At 38.5% G+C, this 18188-nt stretch carries 14 protein-coding genes, 1 pseudogene and 2 other annotated features; of the genes and pseudogenes, 4 read left to right on the forward strand and 11 right to left on the reverse strand.

The window, feature by feature from the left end; all coding sequences use genetic code 11:
- The 3 genes and pseudogenes from PZE06_RS14080 to PZE06_RS14090 all read right to left on the reverse strand — a co-directional run.
- Positions 1-302: pseudogene (locus tag PZE06_RS14080) on the reverse strand (group II intron reverse transcriptase/maturase); the annotation flags it as partial.
- A 554-nt stretch (positions 303-856) separates the two neighbouring features.
- Positions 857-2005 carry an acyl-CoA dehydrogenase family protein gene (locus PZE06_RS14085; RefSeq protein WP_150916616.1) on the reverse strand — a complete coding sequence of 383 codons (1149 nt, stop codon included), beginning with the start codon at positions 2003-2005 and terminating at the stop codon, positions 857-859.
- Between the two features lie 152 nt (positions 2006-2157).
- Positions 2158-5928: a S8 family serine peptidase gene (locus PZE06_RS14090; protein WP_150916614.1), complete on the reverse strand. Its 3771-nt coding sequence runs from the start codon at positions 5926-5928 to the stop codon at positions 2158-2160.
- Between the two features lie 305 nt (positions 5929-6233).
- Here PZE06_RS14090 and PZE06_RS14095 point away from each other — a divergent pair, with 305 nt between their 5' ends.
- Together PZE06_RS14095 and aroD are read left to right on the forward strand one after the other, a co-directional pair.
- The gene (locus PZE06_RS14095; protein WP_150916612.1) at positions 6234-6329 is read left to right on the forward strand and encodes a YjcZ family sporulation protein; all 96 of its coding nucleotides are present in this window, start codon (positions 6234-6236) and stop codon (positions 6327-6329) included.
- 194 nt (positions 6330-6523) lie between these two features.
- Positions 6524-7273: a type I 3-dehydroquinate dehydratase gene (aroD, locus tag PZE06_RS14100; RefSeq protein ID WP_150916610.1), complete on the forward strand. Its 750-nt coding sequence runs from the start codon at positions 6524-6526 to the stop codon at positions 7271-7273.
- 220 nt (positions 7274-7493) lie between these two features.
- On the opposite strand, the gene PZE06_RS14105 is transcribed toward aroD, so the two are convergent.
- The 8 genes from PZE06_RS14105 to trpE form a co-directional block, all read right to left on the reverse strand.
- Positions 7494-8576, reverse strand: coding sequence for an AI-2E family transporter (locus tag PZE06_RS14105; protein WP_150916608.1), 1083 nt, complete (start codon positions 8574-8576; stop codon positions 7494-7496).
- 119 nt (positions 8577-8695) lie between these two features.
- Positions 8696-9475 carry a tryptophan synthase subunit alpha gene (trpA, locus tag PZE06_RS14110; protein ID WP_150916606.1) on the reverse strand — a complete coding sequence of 260 codons (780 nt, stop codon included), beginning with the start codon at positions 9473-9475 and terminating at the stop codon, positions 8696-8698.
- Positions 9472-10674, reverse strand: a complete 1203-nt coding sequence (gene trpB, locus PZE06_RS14115; protein ID WP_150916604.1) for a tryptophan synthase subunit beta — start codon at positions 10672-10674, stop codon at positions 9472-9474. Before trpB ends, trpA begins: the two co-directional genes overlap by 4 nt.
- Positions 10671-11288, reverse strand: a complete 618-nt coding sequence (locus PZE06_RS14120) for a phosphoribosylanthranilate isomerase (protein ID WP_150916602.1) — start codon at positions 11286-11288, stop codon at positions 10671-10673. Before PZE06_RS14120 ends, trpB begins: the two co-directional genes overlap by 4 nt.
- Positions 11285-12076 carry an indole-3-glycerol phosphate synthase TrpC gene (gene trpC, locus PZE06_RS14125; protein WP_150916600.1) on the reverse strand — a complete coding sequence of 264 codons (792 nt, stop codon included), beginning with the start codon at positions 12074-12076 and terminating at the stop codon, positions 11285-11287. Before trpC ends, PZE06_RS14120 begins: the two co-directional genes overlap by 4 nt.
- Positions 12077-13102, reverse strand: a complete 1026-nt coding sequence (trpD, locus tag PZE06_RS14130) for an anthranilate phosphoribosyltransferase (protein WP_150916598.1) — start codon at positions 13100-13102, stop codon at positions 12077-12079.
- Positions 13103-13109: 7 nt separating this feature from the next.
- The gene (locus PZE06_RS14135; RefSeq protein ID WP_150916596.1) at positions 13110-13685 is read right to left on the reverse strand and encodes an anthranilate synthase component II; all 576 of its coding nucleotides are present in this window, start codon (positions 13683-13685) and stop codon (positions 13110-13112) included.
- Complete coding sequence (gene trpE, locus PZE06_RS14140) at positions 13682-15070, reverse strand: anthranilate synthase component I (RefSeq protein ID WP_150916620.1); 1389 nt, start codon at positions 15068-15070, stop codon at positions 13682-13684. Before trpE ends, PZE06_RS14135 begins: the two co-directional genes overlap by 4 nt.
- Positions 15071-15284: 214 nt before the next feature.
- Positions 15285-15534 (reverse strand) — a binding site (T-box leader).
- Between the two features lie 45 nt (positions 15535-15579).
- Positions 15580-15832: a binding site (T-box leader), on the reverse strand.
- Positions 15833-16053: 221 nt separating this feature from the next.
- Between trpE and bcbE the strand changes: the two genes are divergently transcribed.
- Both bcbE and PZE06_RS14150 read left to right on the forward strand, forming a co-directional pair.
- Positions 16054-17301, forward strand: coding sequence for a bacillibactin exporter BcbE (gene bcbE / locus PZE06_RS14145; RefSeq protein ID WP_150916594.1), 1248 nt, complete (start codon positions 16054-16056; stop codon positions 17299-17301).
- 287 nt (positions 17302-17588) lie between these two features.
- Positions 17589-18137 carry a DJ-1/PfpI family protein gene (locus PZE06_RS14150; RefSeq protein WP_150916592.1) on the forward strand — a complete coding sequence of 183 codons (549 nt, stop codon included), beginning with the start codon at positions 17589-17591 and terminating at the stop codon, positions 18135-18137.
- The last annotated feature ends 51 nt before the right edge of the window (positions 18138-18188 follow it).

An 18188-nucleotide genomic window follows, 5' to 3' on the forward strand; every position in this document is an offset into this window, starting at 1 on the left:
ATCGGTGTCAGTACTTGTGCAATCGCCTGTTGAATAACTCTGTCTAGGACAGTTGGAATTCCTAATAAGCGTTTTCCACCATTTGATTTTGGAATTTCAACCCTTAGGACTGGCTGTGGTTGGTATTGTCTTTTTCGGATTTGACGAATCATTTCATCCTTGTTTAACACCATATATCGAGCTAACTCATCCACAGTCATACCATCCATACCTGCAGAACCTTTGTTTCTTTTGACCTGCTTAATTGCTTGTTCGAGGTTGTCCTTATCGAGTATTTTGTCGAGTAATTTTCTTTCATGCATGTTTGTTATTTCCTTTCTTTCTCGTGGTTCGGTATCCACTTTTCCGCGATTAGCCAGTGGTCTATTTCCTTCCCCAATTAAGATTTCTATAACGATAAAATTGTTCAGCCCTTCGTTCTTTCTAACTTTCGTTAGATGTCTTCACTACTAAGGCTTCTGCTGACTTCTCACCGTCCAGTCCTGCATCACTACAGGATTTTGGTACAGACTCATGAGACCTCCCCAGTTAAGGCGCGAACTCTTTCCCCCCATCTATCTGCCATATATACAACTCATGAATAAGTAGCTATTGGACTTCAACTTCTTTGGCAGTCTTATCCTCATGTGTTGCCTCTTATATGATTTCTGTTCGTCAGACCGGAGGTTTGCCTCGAGCTTCCTTCAGATTCCACGTCACCATGGACACCCTTGCTGTCAGCTATGTACTTACCGCTACCAGGTCGTACTCGGGACTTTCACCCGTTAGAGTTCGCCCATGCTGGGCGAACCAAAAAAGCAAATGAAAGTTTCTTCACTTGCTTGATCGTATTAACACTTTATTTTGGATTTTCCTTTTAATTTTCGGCAAGTGCTTTCTTAGCCAATGCCTGTATTGTCATATCATCCATCGGTGGGTTATGGAGCCCAGCCCTCACATCACGATAATAGCGTTGAAGAGGGTTTTGCTGAGACAGGCTTCTGGCTCCCACGATTCGCATCGCCAAATCCACTACCTCAATCGCTTTGTTCGTCACCGCATATTTAACTGCACCAAGGTCAGCATTTAAGCGCATCCTTTCCGCTTCTGTTATGGCATCCCATTGCTTCGCGACCGAATAGAGAAAATGCTTCGCTTCTAAAATTCGCAACTCCATTTCACCTACTCGTTGTTGAACTGTTGGAATATCAATAATCGTCCCTGAAAGACTGTTCGGTGAGTATGTTTTGGCAAAATGGATCGCATACTTTTGTGCAGCCTGAGCAATCCCTAAATAGCAGGCTGGAATATGCAACAACCAGCCATTCGCTCCTTTCTGTCCTGGAACAAATCGCTCGACATATTCATCACTTAATACTTCAACATCCTTCAAGACTAGATCATGGCTCCCTGTTCCTCTCATCGCAATGCTATCCCATGTTTCTTCAATAATGACACCAGAACGAGAACGATGAATAAGAAAATTCCCAACCTCTTCGGACTCTTTAATACTTGCACTAACAATAAAATAATCAAGTACTGGAGACATCGTTGTAAAAGTTTTACGTCCATTTATAAGCCAGCCATTATCAGTTTTCGTGGCAATTGTTGTTGGTTTTCCACCTCTTGTCGGGCTCCCTGTTTGTGGTTCACTCGCAGCACCATTTAATAAAGCACCTTTTTTGACTTCTTCCAGTACCCTTTTAAAAATATCATCGCGCCATAGCCTTTTTTCTGCAAGATTTTTTACTATCCCCATATGCCAACCGATCGCTAAAGCGGTTGCTCCATCACCGATCGCCATTTGCTCCTGTAAACGGACTAATTCATATAAAGTAATTTCTTCTCCACCATATTCTTTTGGCACCGTTAGTTGAGTGTATCCTGAAGCTTTAAGCTCTTCAATATTTTCAAAGGGAAAAGAAGCTTCTTCGTCAACCTTTGCTGCTCTTGTTCTAAACTGTTCAGACATTTCTCTCATTAGCATTAGTTTTTCTTCAAATGTCTTTATCTCTTGAAATCGCATTTCTAATCCCTCACTTATTAATCCTACTATATTCATAGGAATTATTATTATCCCTATTATGGATCAATTTCATTTATTAAACAATAAATTTACCCCACAACGACAAAAAAGCAGAGAGAATGTTCGAAACTCACTCTCTCTGCTCTTTATGCTTATTTTTTATCTTTTTTTGGCTTCTCTTTCTTGGGAGCTTTTTCTCCCTTTTTCAATTTATAAAGCTCTATCGTTTCAGTCGTTTTATTGCCTCCAAGATCCTCTACTTCAAATGTAAAAGTATTCCAACCATCCTTTAACTGCAAAGTATACTCAGAAAAGACTTTGTCAAAACTCCTCATCTCATAAGGAGCTTTCATCTCTTGGTAAAATTCTTCATTTCCATTGAAATAAAAGCGAATTTCATCAAAATTATCCTGGACTCGAACGTTTACAACTGGATCTTTCCCATTATGCTTAATGTACTGTTCTTTTGGCAATCCACTTACTTCCAATACAGGTGCTGTGCTATCAACAAATACATCCCTCTTAATGGAAAACTCATTGCCAGCATAATCAATCGCTCTCACACCCAATCGATGGAAATTATCTTCTACTCGAATCATGGCATCAAATTCATAACGATTAGTAGATTCATTAAATTCGAATGGAATTTTTTCACCTGAGATGGACATTTCCTTTAAGCCCGATTCGTTTTCAATTACATAGCCGTTCACATGCAGGTCACCCGAATTAAAAACCTCTAGTGCTTCTGGATTTTCCAAATAGACAAATGGCATTGTTGTATCGTTATTGTTTCCTTCCACTGTTTCCTCCGTTACATTTCCAGCATAATCATAAGCTACAACAGTTACCTCGCCCTGTGCTACTTCCTGAGGCAGAATGTACTCAGTCGTATCACCAGAAAGGGGCGTCTCAAGGATAGAGTCTTCATCTACTAATATATCAATATAGGCGATTCCTGAACCATTCTCATTATCTTCGACATTCATAGTTAAAGTAGTTTCCTCTAATTCTGCTGTAACCGTTGGCGCCACTGTATCAACAAGGACCGGAATTAAGACAGATTGCCACTCGGCATTCGGGTAGTCAATAACGGCACGAATTTCGTAATAGTACTGCCCATCTGCTGCTGTCGCATTTCCAATTGTTCCATCCCATTGCCATAATGAGTTGAGAGTATAATGTGGATTTAAGCCGCCATCGTAATAATTTTTACGCACCTCATTTTCAGTCCGTAGCTTTCTTAAGCGACTTCCATCCTCATCGAGAATCGCTAATTCTATTTGTTTAGCATTTCGAAGGAAGGAGAGAACTGGTATGAACTCATCTTGAACATCATCTCCGTTTGGAGAAATAGCAATATTTTCTTTAGAGATAGTTTCCGTGATCGGATCATAGCCTAAATAATTATAGCTATCCTCCCCGGCATTATATACGGCGCCCCCCATTCCATAAAAAGACTGTTCATCATATACCATCCCATCAATAATAGGAGCTTGATCCCAGTTGCCATTAAAGCCCACATACGGAACTGTTAATGTTGGATTAACATCTGCTTGGTCCGTCATCGTTACAAATCCTTCAACAAAATATCCATTGACAAAGACATCTTTTGCCGGTACTAACTGATTAGTAGATGGTTCAACAACGGTTGCATTCGATAGATCCGCGGCAACCGTAAATGTTACTGAGCCGTGTGCCGGAACAGATACTTCTGTTAATGCTTCTCCATTGATAAGAACATCTGCATCATAGATCGGTGCAGCCTCTAGTGTATCCGGCTCATAACCTAACTCACCCCAGCCTGCAAAATCCGTTTGTAAATTGGCCGAAACATTATAGCGAACTGCTTCATCACTATAGTTTTTGGCCGTTAAAGTAAACTCAAATTGATCGTCTATTTCTTTTAATGCGACCTTTGCTTCGTTGCTACGGCTCTCGGTAACAATAACCGGGGATTTTAACGCAGAATGAAGCTGCATAATTCCTGCACCTTGTCTTCGGGGAGAATACGGATTATCCCAGCCGAACACCCCGTTGACGAACCCTTGATCCTTAATCGGACTAGATGTATTTAGAAGCAAGTTTTTAGCAATATTTACTCTCTCAAAGCCAATTGCACCAAACTCATTATCTACCCTTTCTAGGACAAGAGCCGCACCACCAGATACATGAGGAGCAGCCATTGATGTCCCACTCTTCATTCCATACTGATTATTTTCAAGGGTTGAGTAAATTTGCCCACCTGGAGCGGTTATTTCTGGTTTAAAATCTAAGTTCGGAGTTAATCCCCAGGATGTAAAAGCACTCATTTTTCCACTTTCAGGGTTTGGAGCAGTGGTTTTTTCTCCGTTAAATGTAATGGAAACAGCTTGTCCAGATTGAAGAGCAGCTGCTAGTTTATCACCGTCTGTTTTAAGCATAAATAACTGCGGTATAGTAATAGCAGCATCTGTCGCCATGTTGACATACCCATCAGCATTATTATAAATAATCGCTCCTAACGCCCCTGCATTTTGGGCATTTAATGCCTTATCAACAAAGGAAAGCTCACCACGTTGAATTAATACATACTTTCCATCAGCATTCGTAAGCTCTTCCGGATAACCTAGCCCACCATAAACAAGTTCGAATGTGTTTACCTCACCATCATTTGGATGAATATTCCCAGCGGAGAGAAATGGAGCTTTATCCTCTTCTCCCTCAATGACATAATTGACTGCATCCAAATCCATAAATGTATTTTCAACAGAAGCAACTTGAAGAGAATCGTAAGCAAGTCCTGGTGAACCGGAAACACCAATATCAGGATTGGATGCTAATGGATTAGCCCAACCGTTGCCTAAATGAGCTGAATTTCCTGCAGATATAGACATGACAACTCCATTTTCAACCGCTCTTGTAATGGCCTTCTGTTCCATTGTCTCCGCTGAAACAAACCCTGCTGTTGAACCGAGACTCATATTTAACACATCTGCACCTAAAATGATGGCGTCATCTATCGCCTTTACATAAATATCCCCATAAGTTGTCGTAATATTAGGATCATTGCCAAAAACCTTTAAAGCTAATAACTGTGCTTCTGGAGCGACTCCCTTTATTCCACCATTTTCCTCGTTCCCATTTGCTCCAACTGTACCTGCAACATGCATTCCATGCATCGAAGCTCCAGGGGCAATATCGCGAATAACATTGTTTTCATCCATATAATTATATCCATAAGGGACTTTTTCAGAAAAATATTGACCCTTAAGACCGTTTTCTCTTATATACTTATTCACATCATTTTTTTTCAGTGCTGCCTCTTTTTTTGATGTAAGAACCATATCCTGATGTGACGGATCAATTCCAGTGTCTATAACACCAACTATTTTTCCTTCACCCTTATAACCATACTCTCTCCAAGCCTCTTGAGCTTGAACAAGTTCTTTACTATACGCCATATCTGGAGATTCTTCTGGACGTTCATATTCCAGTGTTATTTCAACCTCAGAAACTTCTGGTAACTTTTCTATTTCTTCTATATCCCCATATTTAACTTCTGCACTAAAACCGTTTAAAACAGTTGTAAATGATTCTTTCTCACGAAGGCTAATCTTTTGCTTTTTGACTTTTTCCTTTACCTTATTTTGTTCTTCAAGCTTTGCCGCTTTTAAATTTTTCTTCGTTGCCTCTGGGAGTTCTTTATAACGCTTTCCCTGTTTTTGCGCATATTCAATCGCTGGCTCCGTTTTCATCTCAACAATAACCCGCACCGTATCGGATGGATCATATACGTGTTCGAACTCAGATTTTTGAATCGATTTAGTTGCTGTGATTGTTTTTTGCGTACCTTCCTTCTCCTGCGGAAGGCTTGCTCCTGAAACAGAAGTAGTGAAAAAAAGTAATACGATTAATGAGAGCGATAGTGCTTTAAGCCTCTTCATAAAGTCCTCCTTTTTTGAAAAAAGTATATAAATTCAGAATATTCCATCCGTATTTTAAAATTATCATATGTGCGATTTTCATTCATAGTGGCTGAGGACTCAAAGATTCATAAATATGCTAGTTATTTTGGATTATTTTTCCTAGTTTGCTAACTTTTTAGTGGGTTACAACATGAAAACGCAGCGATTTCACAAATTTAGGCGATTGGACTCGTTTACTTGTCCAACCGCCTTTACTCGTTTGTCATATGATATTAAGGAAGCAGCTCCCCTTATGCTGTTAGATGTGAGCTGGAGGTGATTTTATGAGCTACGAACAAGGAGGCAACTCAAGATTTGCGCTAATTGTTGTTCTATTCATTTTGCTAGTTATCATCGGAGCTAGCTATATTGGTTACTAAACAAAAATAATAATTCTTCGCCACACCAGTTTGCATAAGCGCCTTTTTGGCGCTTTGTACATATTCAAATCATCTTTTAGTATCTAAAAGCAGCAAGATTCTTTATTACAGCCCTAGATAAAACCATCGGCAAATGTTATGATTTCTAAAAACAAAAGTTTGCTATGGAGCGATAAGGAGAGAATCGATAAACGATGAGAAAGATAGGAAGTTTTGAAAAACATCCCAATATATGTACACCGTTAATTGGTCATACAAGAAATGATTTGATAATAGAAGCAAAACGAGTAAAAGAGCATGCTCCCGACATGATCGAATGGAGAGCAGATTACTATGAAAATTTACATAAGGAGCAAGATGTAATTACACTTGCTAATGATTTAAAAGAAGAAATAGGTGATATTCCCCTACTTTTTACAATTCGCTCTGAAGTGGAAGGGGGAAATCCCATTTCTTTAACTAAGCCTGAGTTGCATCAGCTGCTTCATTTAATATGTAAAGATGGAGCCATTGATCTGATTGACTATGAAATGCATCATGAAGTAGAGTCCATTTTACAAATTCGCTCAGTTTCTAAGAAACATGGGAAGCGTTTAATTTTATCGTATCATAACTTTGAATTCACTCCTTCAGCTGAAGAACTTTTCTCTATTTTGAAAAAAGCGGAATCATTACATGCCGATATCGGAAAAATAGCTGTTATGCCACGAAATCATAGCGATGTTCTCAAATTGCTTAACGTGACTGCGGATGCCGAAAAACAACTATCTATTCCAATCGCCACGATGGCTATGGGCAAAATTGGTGCGATTAGTCGAATGGCTGGCTGGATATTTGGTTCACACCTAATTTTTGCTGTCGGTAACAAAAGCTCTGCACCTGGACAAATTTTAATAGAAGATTTGCGCACCATTATTGAAACAATGAAAAAATATCAGGATTAGAAAAAAACGCACCTTCATAACAGTTAACCTCGAATCATAAACCTTATAAAAATTGAATAAATGAACTTTGCAAAAATTCTATTGCCATTTAAGTGCTGAATAGATTAGAAATTGTTCCAGGTACGTTCAGGCTTAATAAAATTGAACGCTTTCAATATTTGCTCTATCATTCTTCCAAAAAAAGGATGTTGGCTGTATAACGGGAGCCAACATCCTTTCTCTATGCTGTTCGATAAATTTTCACGATATTAATGACAATCACTTTAACGATAGAGTACAGTGGAATCGCAAAAATAACCCCGACAATCCCCACTAAGCTTCCAGCTGTTAACACGAGCACAATGATCGTTAAAGGGTGGATATTTAAAGTCTTTCCCATAACATTTGGTGAAATGACATTTCCTTCAAGTTGTTGAGCAATTAATGTAACAATAGCAACATATACGACAAGTATTGGCTCTTGAAATAAAGCTACTAATAGAGCGGGAATAACAGCAATAAATGGTCCTAAAAACGGGATAACATTTGTGAACATCCCAAACACAGCCAAAACCAAGGAGTAATTTAGCCCAATAATAGAATAGCCAATAAATAAGAGAATCCCTAAAATTAAACAAACGAGCATTTGTCCTTGTATGTAAGTGGCGATTGTTTTATCCATATCTTTTAAAATGGCAAGTACATTTTCCTTTTTAGCTCTCGGGAAAAATACCGTAACACTAGTGGAAAAGCGTTGACCATCCTTTAACATATAAAAAAGAATGAATGGCACTAATACTAAACCAAATAAAATATTAATAAAACCACCAATTACTCCAAAAACTCCTAATATCCCATTGGCAATGTTGCCAACATTATCTTGCAGCCTTGTCTCAATATCTTGACTGGCAGCAAGGAAAGAATCTTGTATGAAGCTAGGGAACGTACTACGATTTTCTTGGACATATTCTACCCAATCCATAACTGTCGAGATCATTGCCGGCAAATTAGCGACAAATCTTTCGAGCTGATCATTTATTGGAGGAGCAATTAACTTTATAATCCCATATATAAATAAGATAATTGCAAAATAAGCTGCAATAATCGCTACCCACTTGGGGCACTTTTGCTTGACAAGATAAGTAACTAACGGGCGACATAAATAATATAAAATTCCCGCCAGCACAAATGGAAGAAAAATTGTCTTCAACAAAACCATAATAGGTTCTAGAAGAAAATTGTTAACATTCACCAAAAACACAATTAGTAAAAATAAGATGATCGCAATCATTATTCGAAACCATCTTTTTTCCGTTAATGCCATTTATAAAATCACATCCTACACTGTCCAAAATTTACCTCTCTTGAATATATCAATCTTTTCATAAAAAATCCATCTAAAACTAATGAATCAAGGAAAAAAGCGAGTGATACTCCACTCGCTTATGCTTCTATTGTTTTAATTGACTTAATTAGCTTTTCAATTTCATCAAGGTTATCTTTATGAAATAAATCGACGATCTTGCTTCCTACAACAACACCATCACAGTATTGACTAATCTCTTGTACCTGTTCAGAGGTTGAAATTCCAAATCCGGCAAGTACTGGCAATGAGCTTATTTCTTTTATAGTTTTCAAGTATTTCTCTACTTGAGCATGGAACTTTGCTCTTGCCCCAGTAATTCCTGTTACGGTAACAGCATAAAGAAACCCTTTCCCTTTACCCGCAATTTCTTTAATTCTTTCATTAGAACTCGTTAAGGTCACGAGACGAATAAGCTCGATATCAGAAATTTGAAAATGAGGAAGCAACAACTCCTCTTCTTCAATAGGTAAGTCTGGTATAATACAACCATCTACTCCAGCTTGACTGGCATCTTCAATAAAAGAAGCAATGCCATAAGCATAAATCGGATTCATATACGTCATTACAATGATCGGAATTGAAACAATTGGTCGGACCTTTAAAATGGTTTGAAGCACTGCCTTTAAAGTAACACCTTCGTCAAGCGCACGCAAACCCGCAGCTTGAATCGATGGACCATCGGCAACTGGATCAGAAAAGGGAATGCCTATTTCTACAGCGGTCGCCCCACAAGATTCAAGAAAAACGATGCGTTCCATCAATTTTTCAAGTCCTCCATCGCCCGCCATAATGTAGGGAACAAACCCTTTCTCCTCTTTTTCCTTTAAACGCTCAAATGCTTTGGTTAAACGATTCACTCTTGCTCTCCCTCCAATCTCGCCTTTACAGTTTGAACATCCTTATCTCCTCGCCCAGATAAACAAACAACAATGCTCTCTTCCTTTCCCATCTTTCTAGCAAGCTTGATCGCATAAGCAATAGCATGTGAACTTTCTAAAGCTGGGATGATACCTTCTAATTTGCAAAGAAGCGTTAATGCCTCTAATGCTTCATCGTCTGTGATGGAGTGATACTCCACTCTACCAATATCTTTTAAATAGCTATGCTCTGGTCCTACTCCTGGATAATCAAGTCCAGCTGAGATGGAATGAGCTTCTTGAATTTGTCCTGCTTCATCCTGTAATAAGTACATGAGCGCTCCGTGCAGAATACCCGGTTTTCCTTTTGTTAATGAAGCGGCATGGTGCTCTGTGTCAACACCAAAACCAGCAGCTTCAACTCCATACATTTTGACTTGCTTTTCTTCAATAAACGGGTAAAACATTCCCATTGAATTGCTACCACCGCCAATGCATGCCACTAATGCATGCGGCAATCTTCCTTCCTTTTCCATAAACTGTGTTTTTGTTTCTTTTCCAATGACACTTTGAAAGTCACGAACCATCATAGGAAATGGATGGGGACCCATAACTGAACCTAAAATATAATGGCATTCCTCAACATTAGAAACCCAGTATCGCAACGCTTCATTACATGCATCCTTTAACGTTCTACTTCCGGAAGTCACTTCTTCAACTTTTGCTCCTAAAAGTTCCATGCGAAAAACATTTAATTGCTGTCGTTTTATATCCTCTGCTCCCATAAAAATGACACATTCTAAGTTTAGCAATGCACAAACTGTTGCAGTCGCAACCCCATGTTGGCCAGCACCGGTTTCTGCGACTATTTTCTTCTTCCCCATCCTCACTGCTAACAGCGCCTGCCCAATTGTATTATTAATTTTATGAGCGCCTGTATGATTCAAGTCTTCACGTTTTAAATATATTTTTGCTCCACCGCAAAATTCAGTCAGGTTTTCAGCATAGTAGAGAGGCGTTTCTCGTCCTACATAATTCGCTAACAATGAATGTAGTTGTTCTTGAAACCCTTTGTCCTTAACCGCTTCCTGATATGCGCTCTCCAATTCTTTCACTGCTTGTATGAGTGTTTCCGGGATAAATCTGCCACCATATTTGCCAAAATGACCTTTCTCATTCGGTAATGTATACGTGCTCATCCTATTTCCTCCCGATGCTTGGCCTGTTCTAAAAACGACCGAATTTTGACAAAATCTTTTTTCCCATCTGTTTCAACACCACTGCTAACATCAACCATATAAGGATTGCCTTTCCTTATTGCCTCTGTTACGTTTTCCGGATTCAATCCGCCAGCTAAAATCATTTTCTTGCCCCTTACTTCAAAATTTTCTAACAGGCTCCAATCAAATTTTATTCCGTTTCCACCGCGGTATTTCCCTTTCGGACTGTCAAGAAGAACATATTCACAATCATACTCGGCAATTTTTTTGATGTCTGCCCTAGATTCAATGCTGAATGCTTTAATAACAGGAATCGCAAAATTCCGACAATAATCCGGAGACTCATCCCCATGTAGCTGTACAGCATTGAGCCCTGTTTGCGCTATAATTTCCTGAACTTTATCAAACTCCTCATTAACAAAGACGCCTACTTTGAAAACTTCAGTCGACATTTCTTTAATGATCTTCCTTGCCTCATTTGGAGAGACTTTCCTTTTACTTTCCGCAAAAACAAAACCGAGAGCATCTGCTCCTTTTTCAACTGCATATCGACCAGTTTGCACATCTTTAATTCCGCAAATTTTTACCTTCATTGCCCAAATCCCCCACTTAATGGAATCTTCATTACTTTAATAATTTCACTAGGATTTTGATGCTTCATAAAAGTTTCTCCAACAAGAATTCCGTTGGCCCCTGCAGCTGCAACTCTCTCAACATCTTCAATAGTGCCAATGCCACTCTCACTAATTAAAAATCGCTCTTCTTCTCGTATAAACGGTGCAAGATACTCTGTAACACCGAGATTGACCTCAAACGTTTTTAAGTTGCGATTATTGATCCCTATTAAACGATTATCTGTCTTTAATACTCTCTCTGCTTCCGCCTCATTATGAACTTCCATAAGCACATCCAATCCCTTCTCCTTGGCATACTGATAAAGATTGTGAAGCTGCTTATCATCAAGCGCTGCTGCAATGAGAAGAATTATATCCGCCCCGGAATTTTTAGCTACATCAATTTGAATTGGATCGATAATAAAGTCCTTACATAAAATTGGATGGGCAATCGACTTTCTGATCACCTGTAAATCATCCATTGACCCTTTAAAAAAAGTGGTGTCAGTTAATACGGAAACCGCATCTGCTCCTGCTCCAACATACATTTGCGCCTGAGAAGCAGGGTTTGAATTTATATTAATATCCCCTTTTGAGGGTGACGCTCTTTTAAATTCTGCGATAATCATCAGCTCTTTTGCGTTCTCAAGCTTTTCTAACATTGAGTTTCTATTAGGAGCAGCAGGCGCTTTCCTAACTTGACGCTCCTTAAGTGCTTCTACTTCTTTTTTCTTCTCCGCCAAAATGGTTTCTAATATCGTTTCCAACTATATCACCTCTGTCTTCTCAGCATGGCTATTTTCAATTAGTTTTTCTAGTTTTTCCAAAGCTGCTCCTGAGTCAATACTTTCTGTGGCAAGCTTAACCCCATCTTCAATCGAAGAAGCGAGTCCACCTGTAAAAATACCTATTCCTGCATTGAGGAGTACGGTATCACGATGCACCCCTTTTTTACCTTTTAAAACACTCAAAAGGGTTGCAGCATTTTCCTTACAATCTCCACCTTTTATCGCTTCATTACTGCAAATAGAAAATCCAAGCTCTTTTGGGTGGAGGACTCGATACTGAATCTTTCCATCATCTAAAATCGCTAAATGATTTTCCCCTGCTAATGAAGCTTCATCCATAAAACCAGCCCCATTTAATACAACTGCGCGTTTTCTTCCGAGTAATCTTAAAACTTCAGCAAACATTTCAATTAAATCTCTGCGATAGATCCCTAGAAGCTGAAAGTCCAAATCAACTGGGTTTGTCAGCGGTCCAATTAAGTTGAAAACTGTAGGAATACGAAGATCTTTTCGAACCTTCATAATTCTTTTGATATTCGGATGAACATAGGGTGCAAACAAGAAGGTAATGCCCACATTCTTCAAAATCTTTAGCGAAATATCCGGATTCAAATCTAAATTCACACCTAAATATTCCAGCACATCAGCGCTCCCAGTTTTACTAGTAATGCTACGGTTCCCATGCTTTGCCACCGTTAATCCTGCACCGGCCATAACAAAAGCTGATGTTGTACTAATATTAAAACTTTTTGAACCATCGCCACCAGTCCCACAATTATCAATGACATGGGAAATTTCCGAATGAAATGTTAACGCATTTGCCCTTAATGCTTCAACGATTCCAACAATCTCATCTACTGTTTCACCCTTTGTCTTTAAACCAATCATAAAAGCAGCAATTTCGCTATCTGTTGTATCCTCAGAAAAAAGATTGTTCATTGCATCTTGTATTTCTTTTTTTGATAAAGAATCTCGATCAGCTAGGCGTTGTAAATAATCTCTCATTTTCCTACTACCTCCTTACATCGTTCAGAAACTTATTGACCATTTTCATTCCAGCTTCTGTTCCAACTGACTCTGGATGAAATTGAAGACCGTATAACGGGTAGTTCTTATGCTTAATCGCCATAATCTCATAATCATCAGTCGTTTCACCTAATACTTTGAAATCTTCCGATAGCGTTTCTTTTTTTATTACTAATGAGTGATAGCGCATAATCTCAATTGGTGCAGGCAAGTTTTCAAATAGCTCACTCCCCGTATGAGACATATATGATCGCTTTCCATGCATAATATTTTTTGCTTTTACTATCGTCGCTCCAAAAGCATAGCCGATCGCTTGATGACCTAAACAAATACCAAGAATCGGAATCTTCTCATAGAAAGATTGAATCACGCTGACGCAAATCCCTGCATGTTCTGGTCTTCCTGGTCCCGGAGATAAACAAATTGCCGTTGGGCTTAATGCTTTAATTTCCTCTATTGACACTTGATCATTTCGTTTTACAATCACTTCTTCGCCTAAAACTCCAAAATATTGGTAAAGATTAAAAGTAAAAGAATCATAATTATCGATGAGTAGTATCATTTCTCCTCCTCCAAGTATGCTTTCAATTTATGCAGTGTTTCTTCATACTCCTTCTCTGGATCCGAATCATGTACTATTCCTGCCCCAGCTTGAATATAAACAGCTTCACCCTTCATAATCATCGTCCGGATGGCGAGGGCAAAATCCAGATTGCCGTTGGCAGATAGATATCCAATGGCACCTGAGTAAACTCCTCTTTTTATTTCTTCAAGCTCATTGATAATTTCCATCGCTCTTATTTTCGGGGCACCAGATACCGTTCCAGCTGGTAAGCAGGCTATTAACGCATCAATCGGACTGTATTCTTTTTTTAAAACACCACTCACTTCAGAAACTAAGTGCATCACATGCTTATATTTTTCAATTTCCATATATTTCTCCATTTTAACAGTGCCAAATTCACTAACTCTACCAATGTCGTTGCGACCCAAATCGACTAACATTTGGTGCTCCGCCAACTCTTTCTCATCATTTCTTAGCTCTACTGCGAGTTCCTCATCTTCTTGTTTGTTTTTCCCTCTTGGCCTCGTACCAGCAATCGGATTTGTAATGACCTTATTCTTTGCCACTTTAATTAAACTCTCAGGTGATGCACCAGCGACAATATAATCTTCGAAATCCAGATAATACATATATGGAGATGGATTTTGGATTCGTAGCTTGCGATAAAAAGAAAAGGGGTCACCGTTCATTTTTGCTGTCATCCGCTGTGACAGGACAACTTGGAAAATATCACCTTCCTCAATATATTCCTTTGCTTTTTTCACTTTCTCTATAAAATGTTCTTTCGTCATGACTGATTCAAATGAAGTGAGGTTAAAAACTTTGTCTTCCTTCGGTTTGACCTCTGCAATTTCATTTTTTCTTGCCTGTAATCGCGCTTTTAGCTCCGTTTTTGTTGTTGACTCCAATAATGGAATGCCGTACAAATATACTTTTTGTTGTAAGTGATCGAATGCAATGATTTCCTCAAACATCATAAAATGGACATCTGGAAGAGAAAAATAATCAGGCAAGTTTTTCCCAATCTTTTCATAATGGCGAGCAACATCATAGGAAGCAAAACCAATTGCACCTCCAATGAAGGGAATGGAGTTCTCCACATCTACTACCACTTTTGACATCAACTGTTTCACCACTTCGAGAGGCTTTTCTGAGACAATTCGCTCACCACCATGCGTTGTAATAACTGTTTTCGATTCAAATCCTTTTATTTCAAATGCTGGACCTGCACCAATAAACGAATATCTACCAGAATCTTCATGCTTTAACGAACTCTCCAATAAAAATTTCTTTCGTCCAGACAACTTCTGATAAATGGAGATCGGTGTGAGGGTGTCTCCTTGAATAGTCTCGATTAAGACGAATTTTTCCTCTACTCTCATCAATGCGATAACCCCTTTCTCATTAATATTTCTTATAAAGTCATAACAAAAGCTGCTCTAACCGATGATCAGATAATAACAAGACTAGCATGACTGCTTTTTTGGGCTCATTTCATGTCAAACAAAGAGTTCACTCGAAATGGGCCAAAATGAACATTGAAAAATTACATAAAATCAAAATAAAAAAGCCCTCTATAAACGCATTGCTACGCTTATAGAGGACGATAATATTCACCGCGGTGCCACCTCAAGTTAGAGCTTAAAAATACTCCCACTTCTTTAGATTCACAAATTTCATTGTAAATCCTATCCTTTTAACGGTGGAATTCCGTACAGCCCTACTGATCCTTTCAAGCTGTCTCTCGTAAGTCCATTCGATGAAAGTGATTTTACCGGCTCCCACCTTCCCCGGCTCTCTGAAAAAAATCAAATTTTCATTTACTTCTCTTACTCAACGATGTTCGTTATTCAGTTGTCCTAATAAAAACAAAAAGGGCTTCTCATCCTAAGAAAAGGACGAGAAACCCGTGGTGCCACCTTCATTAGCTAAAATAATTAGCTCACTCATCAGTATCAATTGCAATCCGCAATGTAATACCTGTCTCTTGTAACGATGAGACTCGTTCGCCAAAGCCTACTACACATTATGATTCGGTTTGGAAGCTCAGAAGCCCATTCACTTAAAATTCAGCACTGATTTTCACCATCCATCAGCTCTCTAAAGAATCCTTTTAAGCTACTCTTCTTCGTCATCGCCATTCATTTATTGTTAATTATCATATACACATTCAGGTTTAAAGTCAACCTATTTTTATCAAAAAATTCTAATACTTTATTCGATCCATAAATAGTAAATCTTTTTTCAGTTAGTTTTTTGGCATTTAGGTAAATATTAAGGTTGGGAGTTATCAATTCTAAACTGATATGAAGTCTTCTAATTGCTGAATAGTGTTAACAATAATATAAAAAGGACGGAGCAAAAGATGGATTTCATTGAAAATTCTTTGACAAGTAGAGAGGATAGCAAGAAAGCAAAACAATCTTACGGGAATAAATGGAGTGTTTTAGCTATTTCCTCGATCCCTCTTGTAATGACCTTAGGTAATTCAATGCTCATTCCCGTTCTTCCAGCAATGGAGGACAAATTAAATATTTCTTCATTTCAATCAAGCTTAATCATTACTGTTTATTCGATTGTGGCGATTATTTTGATCCCAATTGCAGGATTTTTATCTGATCATATCGGGCGAAAGAAAGTAATCATCCCTAGTCTTGCTATTGCTGCTATTGGTGGTCTCATTTCTGGTTGGGCTGCATGGAAAATTAAAGACCCCTATTGGATCATCCTTGTTGGTCGAGCTCTTCAAGGCATCGGGGCAGCAGGGGCAGCACCGATTGTGATGCCTCTTGTAGGAGATATGTTTAAAAGTGAAAAAGAAGTCAGCAGCACACTTGGAATTATTGAGACATCTAACACCCTTGGAAAAGTCATTAGTCCAATACTTGGAGCATTTTTGGCAACTTTTATCTGGTTTATTCCGTTTCTGTCCTTTCCAATATTTTGTCTTATTTCCATTCTTCTAATGGCTTTTTTTGTTAGAAGAGGCAAGACTGAATACGAACCAATCCCATTTAAAGAATTTATTCATCAGGTTAAAAAGATTTTTAAAAATAATGGCAGATGGCTACTGGCCATTTTTGCTATCGGGATCATTTTAATGTTTGTACTATTCGGCGTCCTCTTTTATTTATCTGAAGTACTTGAAAGAGAGCATCATATTATGAATGTAAAAAAAGGACTTTACCTTGCTCTGCCGTTAGGAGCATTATGTCTTACTTCGCTCATTACAGGGAAAATCATTAAAGAATATAAAATATTGATGAAATGGATTACCTTCACTGGCCTATTGTTAATGTCGCTATCAATAGTGAGCCTAAGTTTTTCCAAAGGAATGTGGTTCATGATTATCATGTTCTTATTAAGCGGCATCGGCATTGGCGCCAGTCTCCCTTGTTTAGACGCCATTATCACAGAAGGAATTCAAAAAGACCAACGGGGGACTATTACTTCCATTTATCATTCAATGCGTTTTATCGGAGTAGCTGCAGGGCCACCCGTCATCGCAATTCTTTTAAATCAACTAGAGGGAACTCTTTTTTATATTTTAGCCATCATTGGCATCATCGCGGTCTTATTAACACTATTTGCCATTAAACCGGATAAAAAATAAGTTTAAACTAATTCTTCAACCTCGGTCAGAAAGCGATTGAATGGAGCTTTTCAATAGCCATTCAACCGCTTTACCAGGTTCCTTTCACACAATTAAAATATCTTAGTTAAAACTTAAGATTAGAACAGTGTATTTCCCTTTCCATTCCTGACAACAATCCAATGATAAAAACAAAATTGTAAAAATCCTATGAATTTTTACGACAAAGAAAGGAATCTGTCTCGTCCTCTACGAATATTATACTTGAAAGGCAGGAGCCTTTTATAATTGGAGAGGAGGAATTGTTAATGTCAAAAAAAATTCTCATTCTTGCCGGAGATGCGGTTGAAGCACTAGAAATTTACTATCCGTATTTCCGTTGTCTTGAAGAAGGTTATGATGTACAAATTGCCGCTCCATCAAAGAAGCAGTTGCAAACGGTCGTTCATGATTTTATCGGATGGGACACTTACACAGAAAGCAAAGGATATTTAATTGAATCTCACCTTACATTTGAGGAAGTAAAGGCAGATGAGTACGATGGATTAATTATTCCAGGGGGGAGGGCTCCAGAGTATATTCGTTTAAACGAAAATGTTCCAGCGATTGTTGCTCATTTTTTTGAAGCGAATAAACCAATTGCCGCTATCTGCCATGCTAGTCTTATTTTAACCACAGTAAAGCAATATTTAAAAGACAGAGAACTTACCGCTTACATCGCTTGTAAGCCAGATGTAGAAGCGACAGGTGCTACATATATCGAGGAACATCTTCATGTCGAGGGTAACCTTGTATCAGGGCATGCTTGGCCTGATTTACCTGGGTTTATGAGGGAATTTATTAAACAATTAGGATAAAATCGTTTTCACCAATGCGCAAGAGTATGGCTCTTGCGCATTGGTTTGCTT

The organism is Robertmurraya sp. DFI.2.37 (assembly GCF_029211245.1).
Lineage (GTDB): Bacteria > Bacillota > Bacilli > Bacillales > Cytobacillaceae > Robertmurraya > Robertmurraya methanolica_A.

Coding starts and splice junctions, on each gene's coding strand:
- PZE06_RS14150 (WP_150916592.1), top strand. CDS start 17,589: ATGTCAAAAAAAATTCTCATTCTTGCCGGAGATGCGGTTGAAGCACTA.
- PZE06_RS14105 (WP_150916608.1), bottom strand. CDS start 8,576: ATGGCATTAACGGAAAAAAGATGGTTTCGAATAATGATTGCGATCATC.
- trpE (WP_150916620.1), bottom strand. CDS start 15,070: ATGAGAGTAGAGGAAAAATTCGTCTTAATCGAGACTATTCAAGGAGAC.
- PZE06_RS14085 (WP_150916616.1), bottom strand. CDS start 2,005: ATGCGATTTCAAGAGATAAAGACATTTGAAGAAAAACTAATGCTAATG.
- trpB (WP_150916604.1), bottom strand. CDS start 10,674: ATGAGCACGTATACATTACCGAATGAGAAAGGTCATTTTGGCAAATAT.
- PZE06_RS14120 (WP_150916602.1), bottom strand. CDS start 11,288: ATGAAGGTAAAAATTTGCGGAATTAAAGATGTGCAAACTGGTCGATAT.
- PZE06_RS14090 (WP_150916614.1), bottom strand. CDS start 5,928: ATGAAGAGGCTTAAAGCACTATCGCTCTCATTAATCGTATTACTTTTT.
- bcbE (WP_150916594.1), top strand. CDS start 16,054: ATGGATTTCATTGAAAATTCTTTGACAAGTAGAGAGGATAGCAAGAAA.
- trpD (WP_150916598.1), bottom strand. CDS start 13,102: ATGAGAGATTATTTACAACGCCTAGCTGATCGAGATTCTTTATCAAAA.
- PZE06_RS14095 (WP_150916612.1), top strand. CDS start 6,234: ATGAGCTACGAACAAGGAGGCAACTCAAGATTTGCGCTAATTGTTGTT.
- PZE06_RS14135 (WP_150916596.1), bottom strand. CDS start 13,685: ATGATACTACTCATCGATAATTATGATTCTTTTACTTTTAATCTTTAC.
- aroD (WP_150916610.1), top strand. CDS start 6,524: ATGAGAAAGATAGGAAGTTTTGAAAAACATCCCAATATATGTACACCG.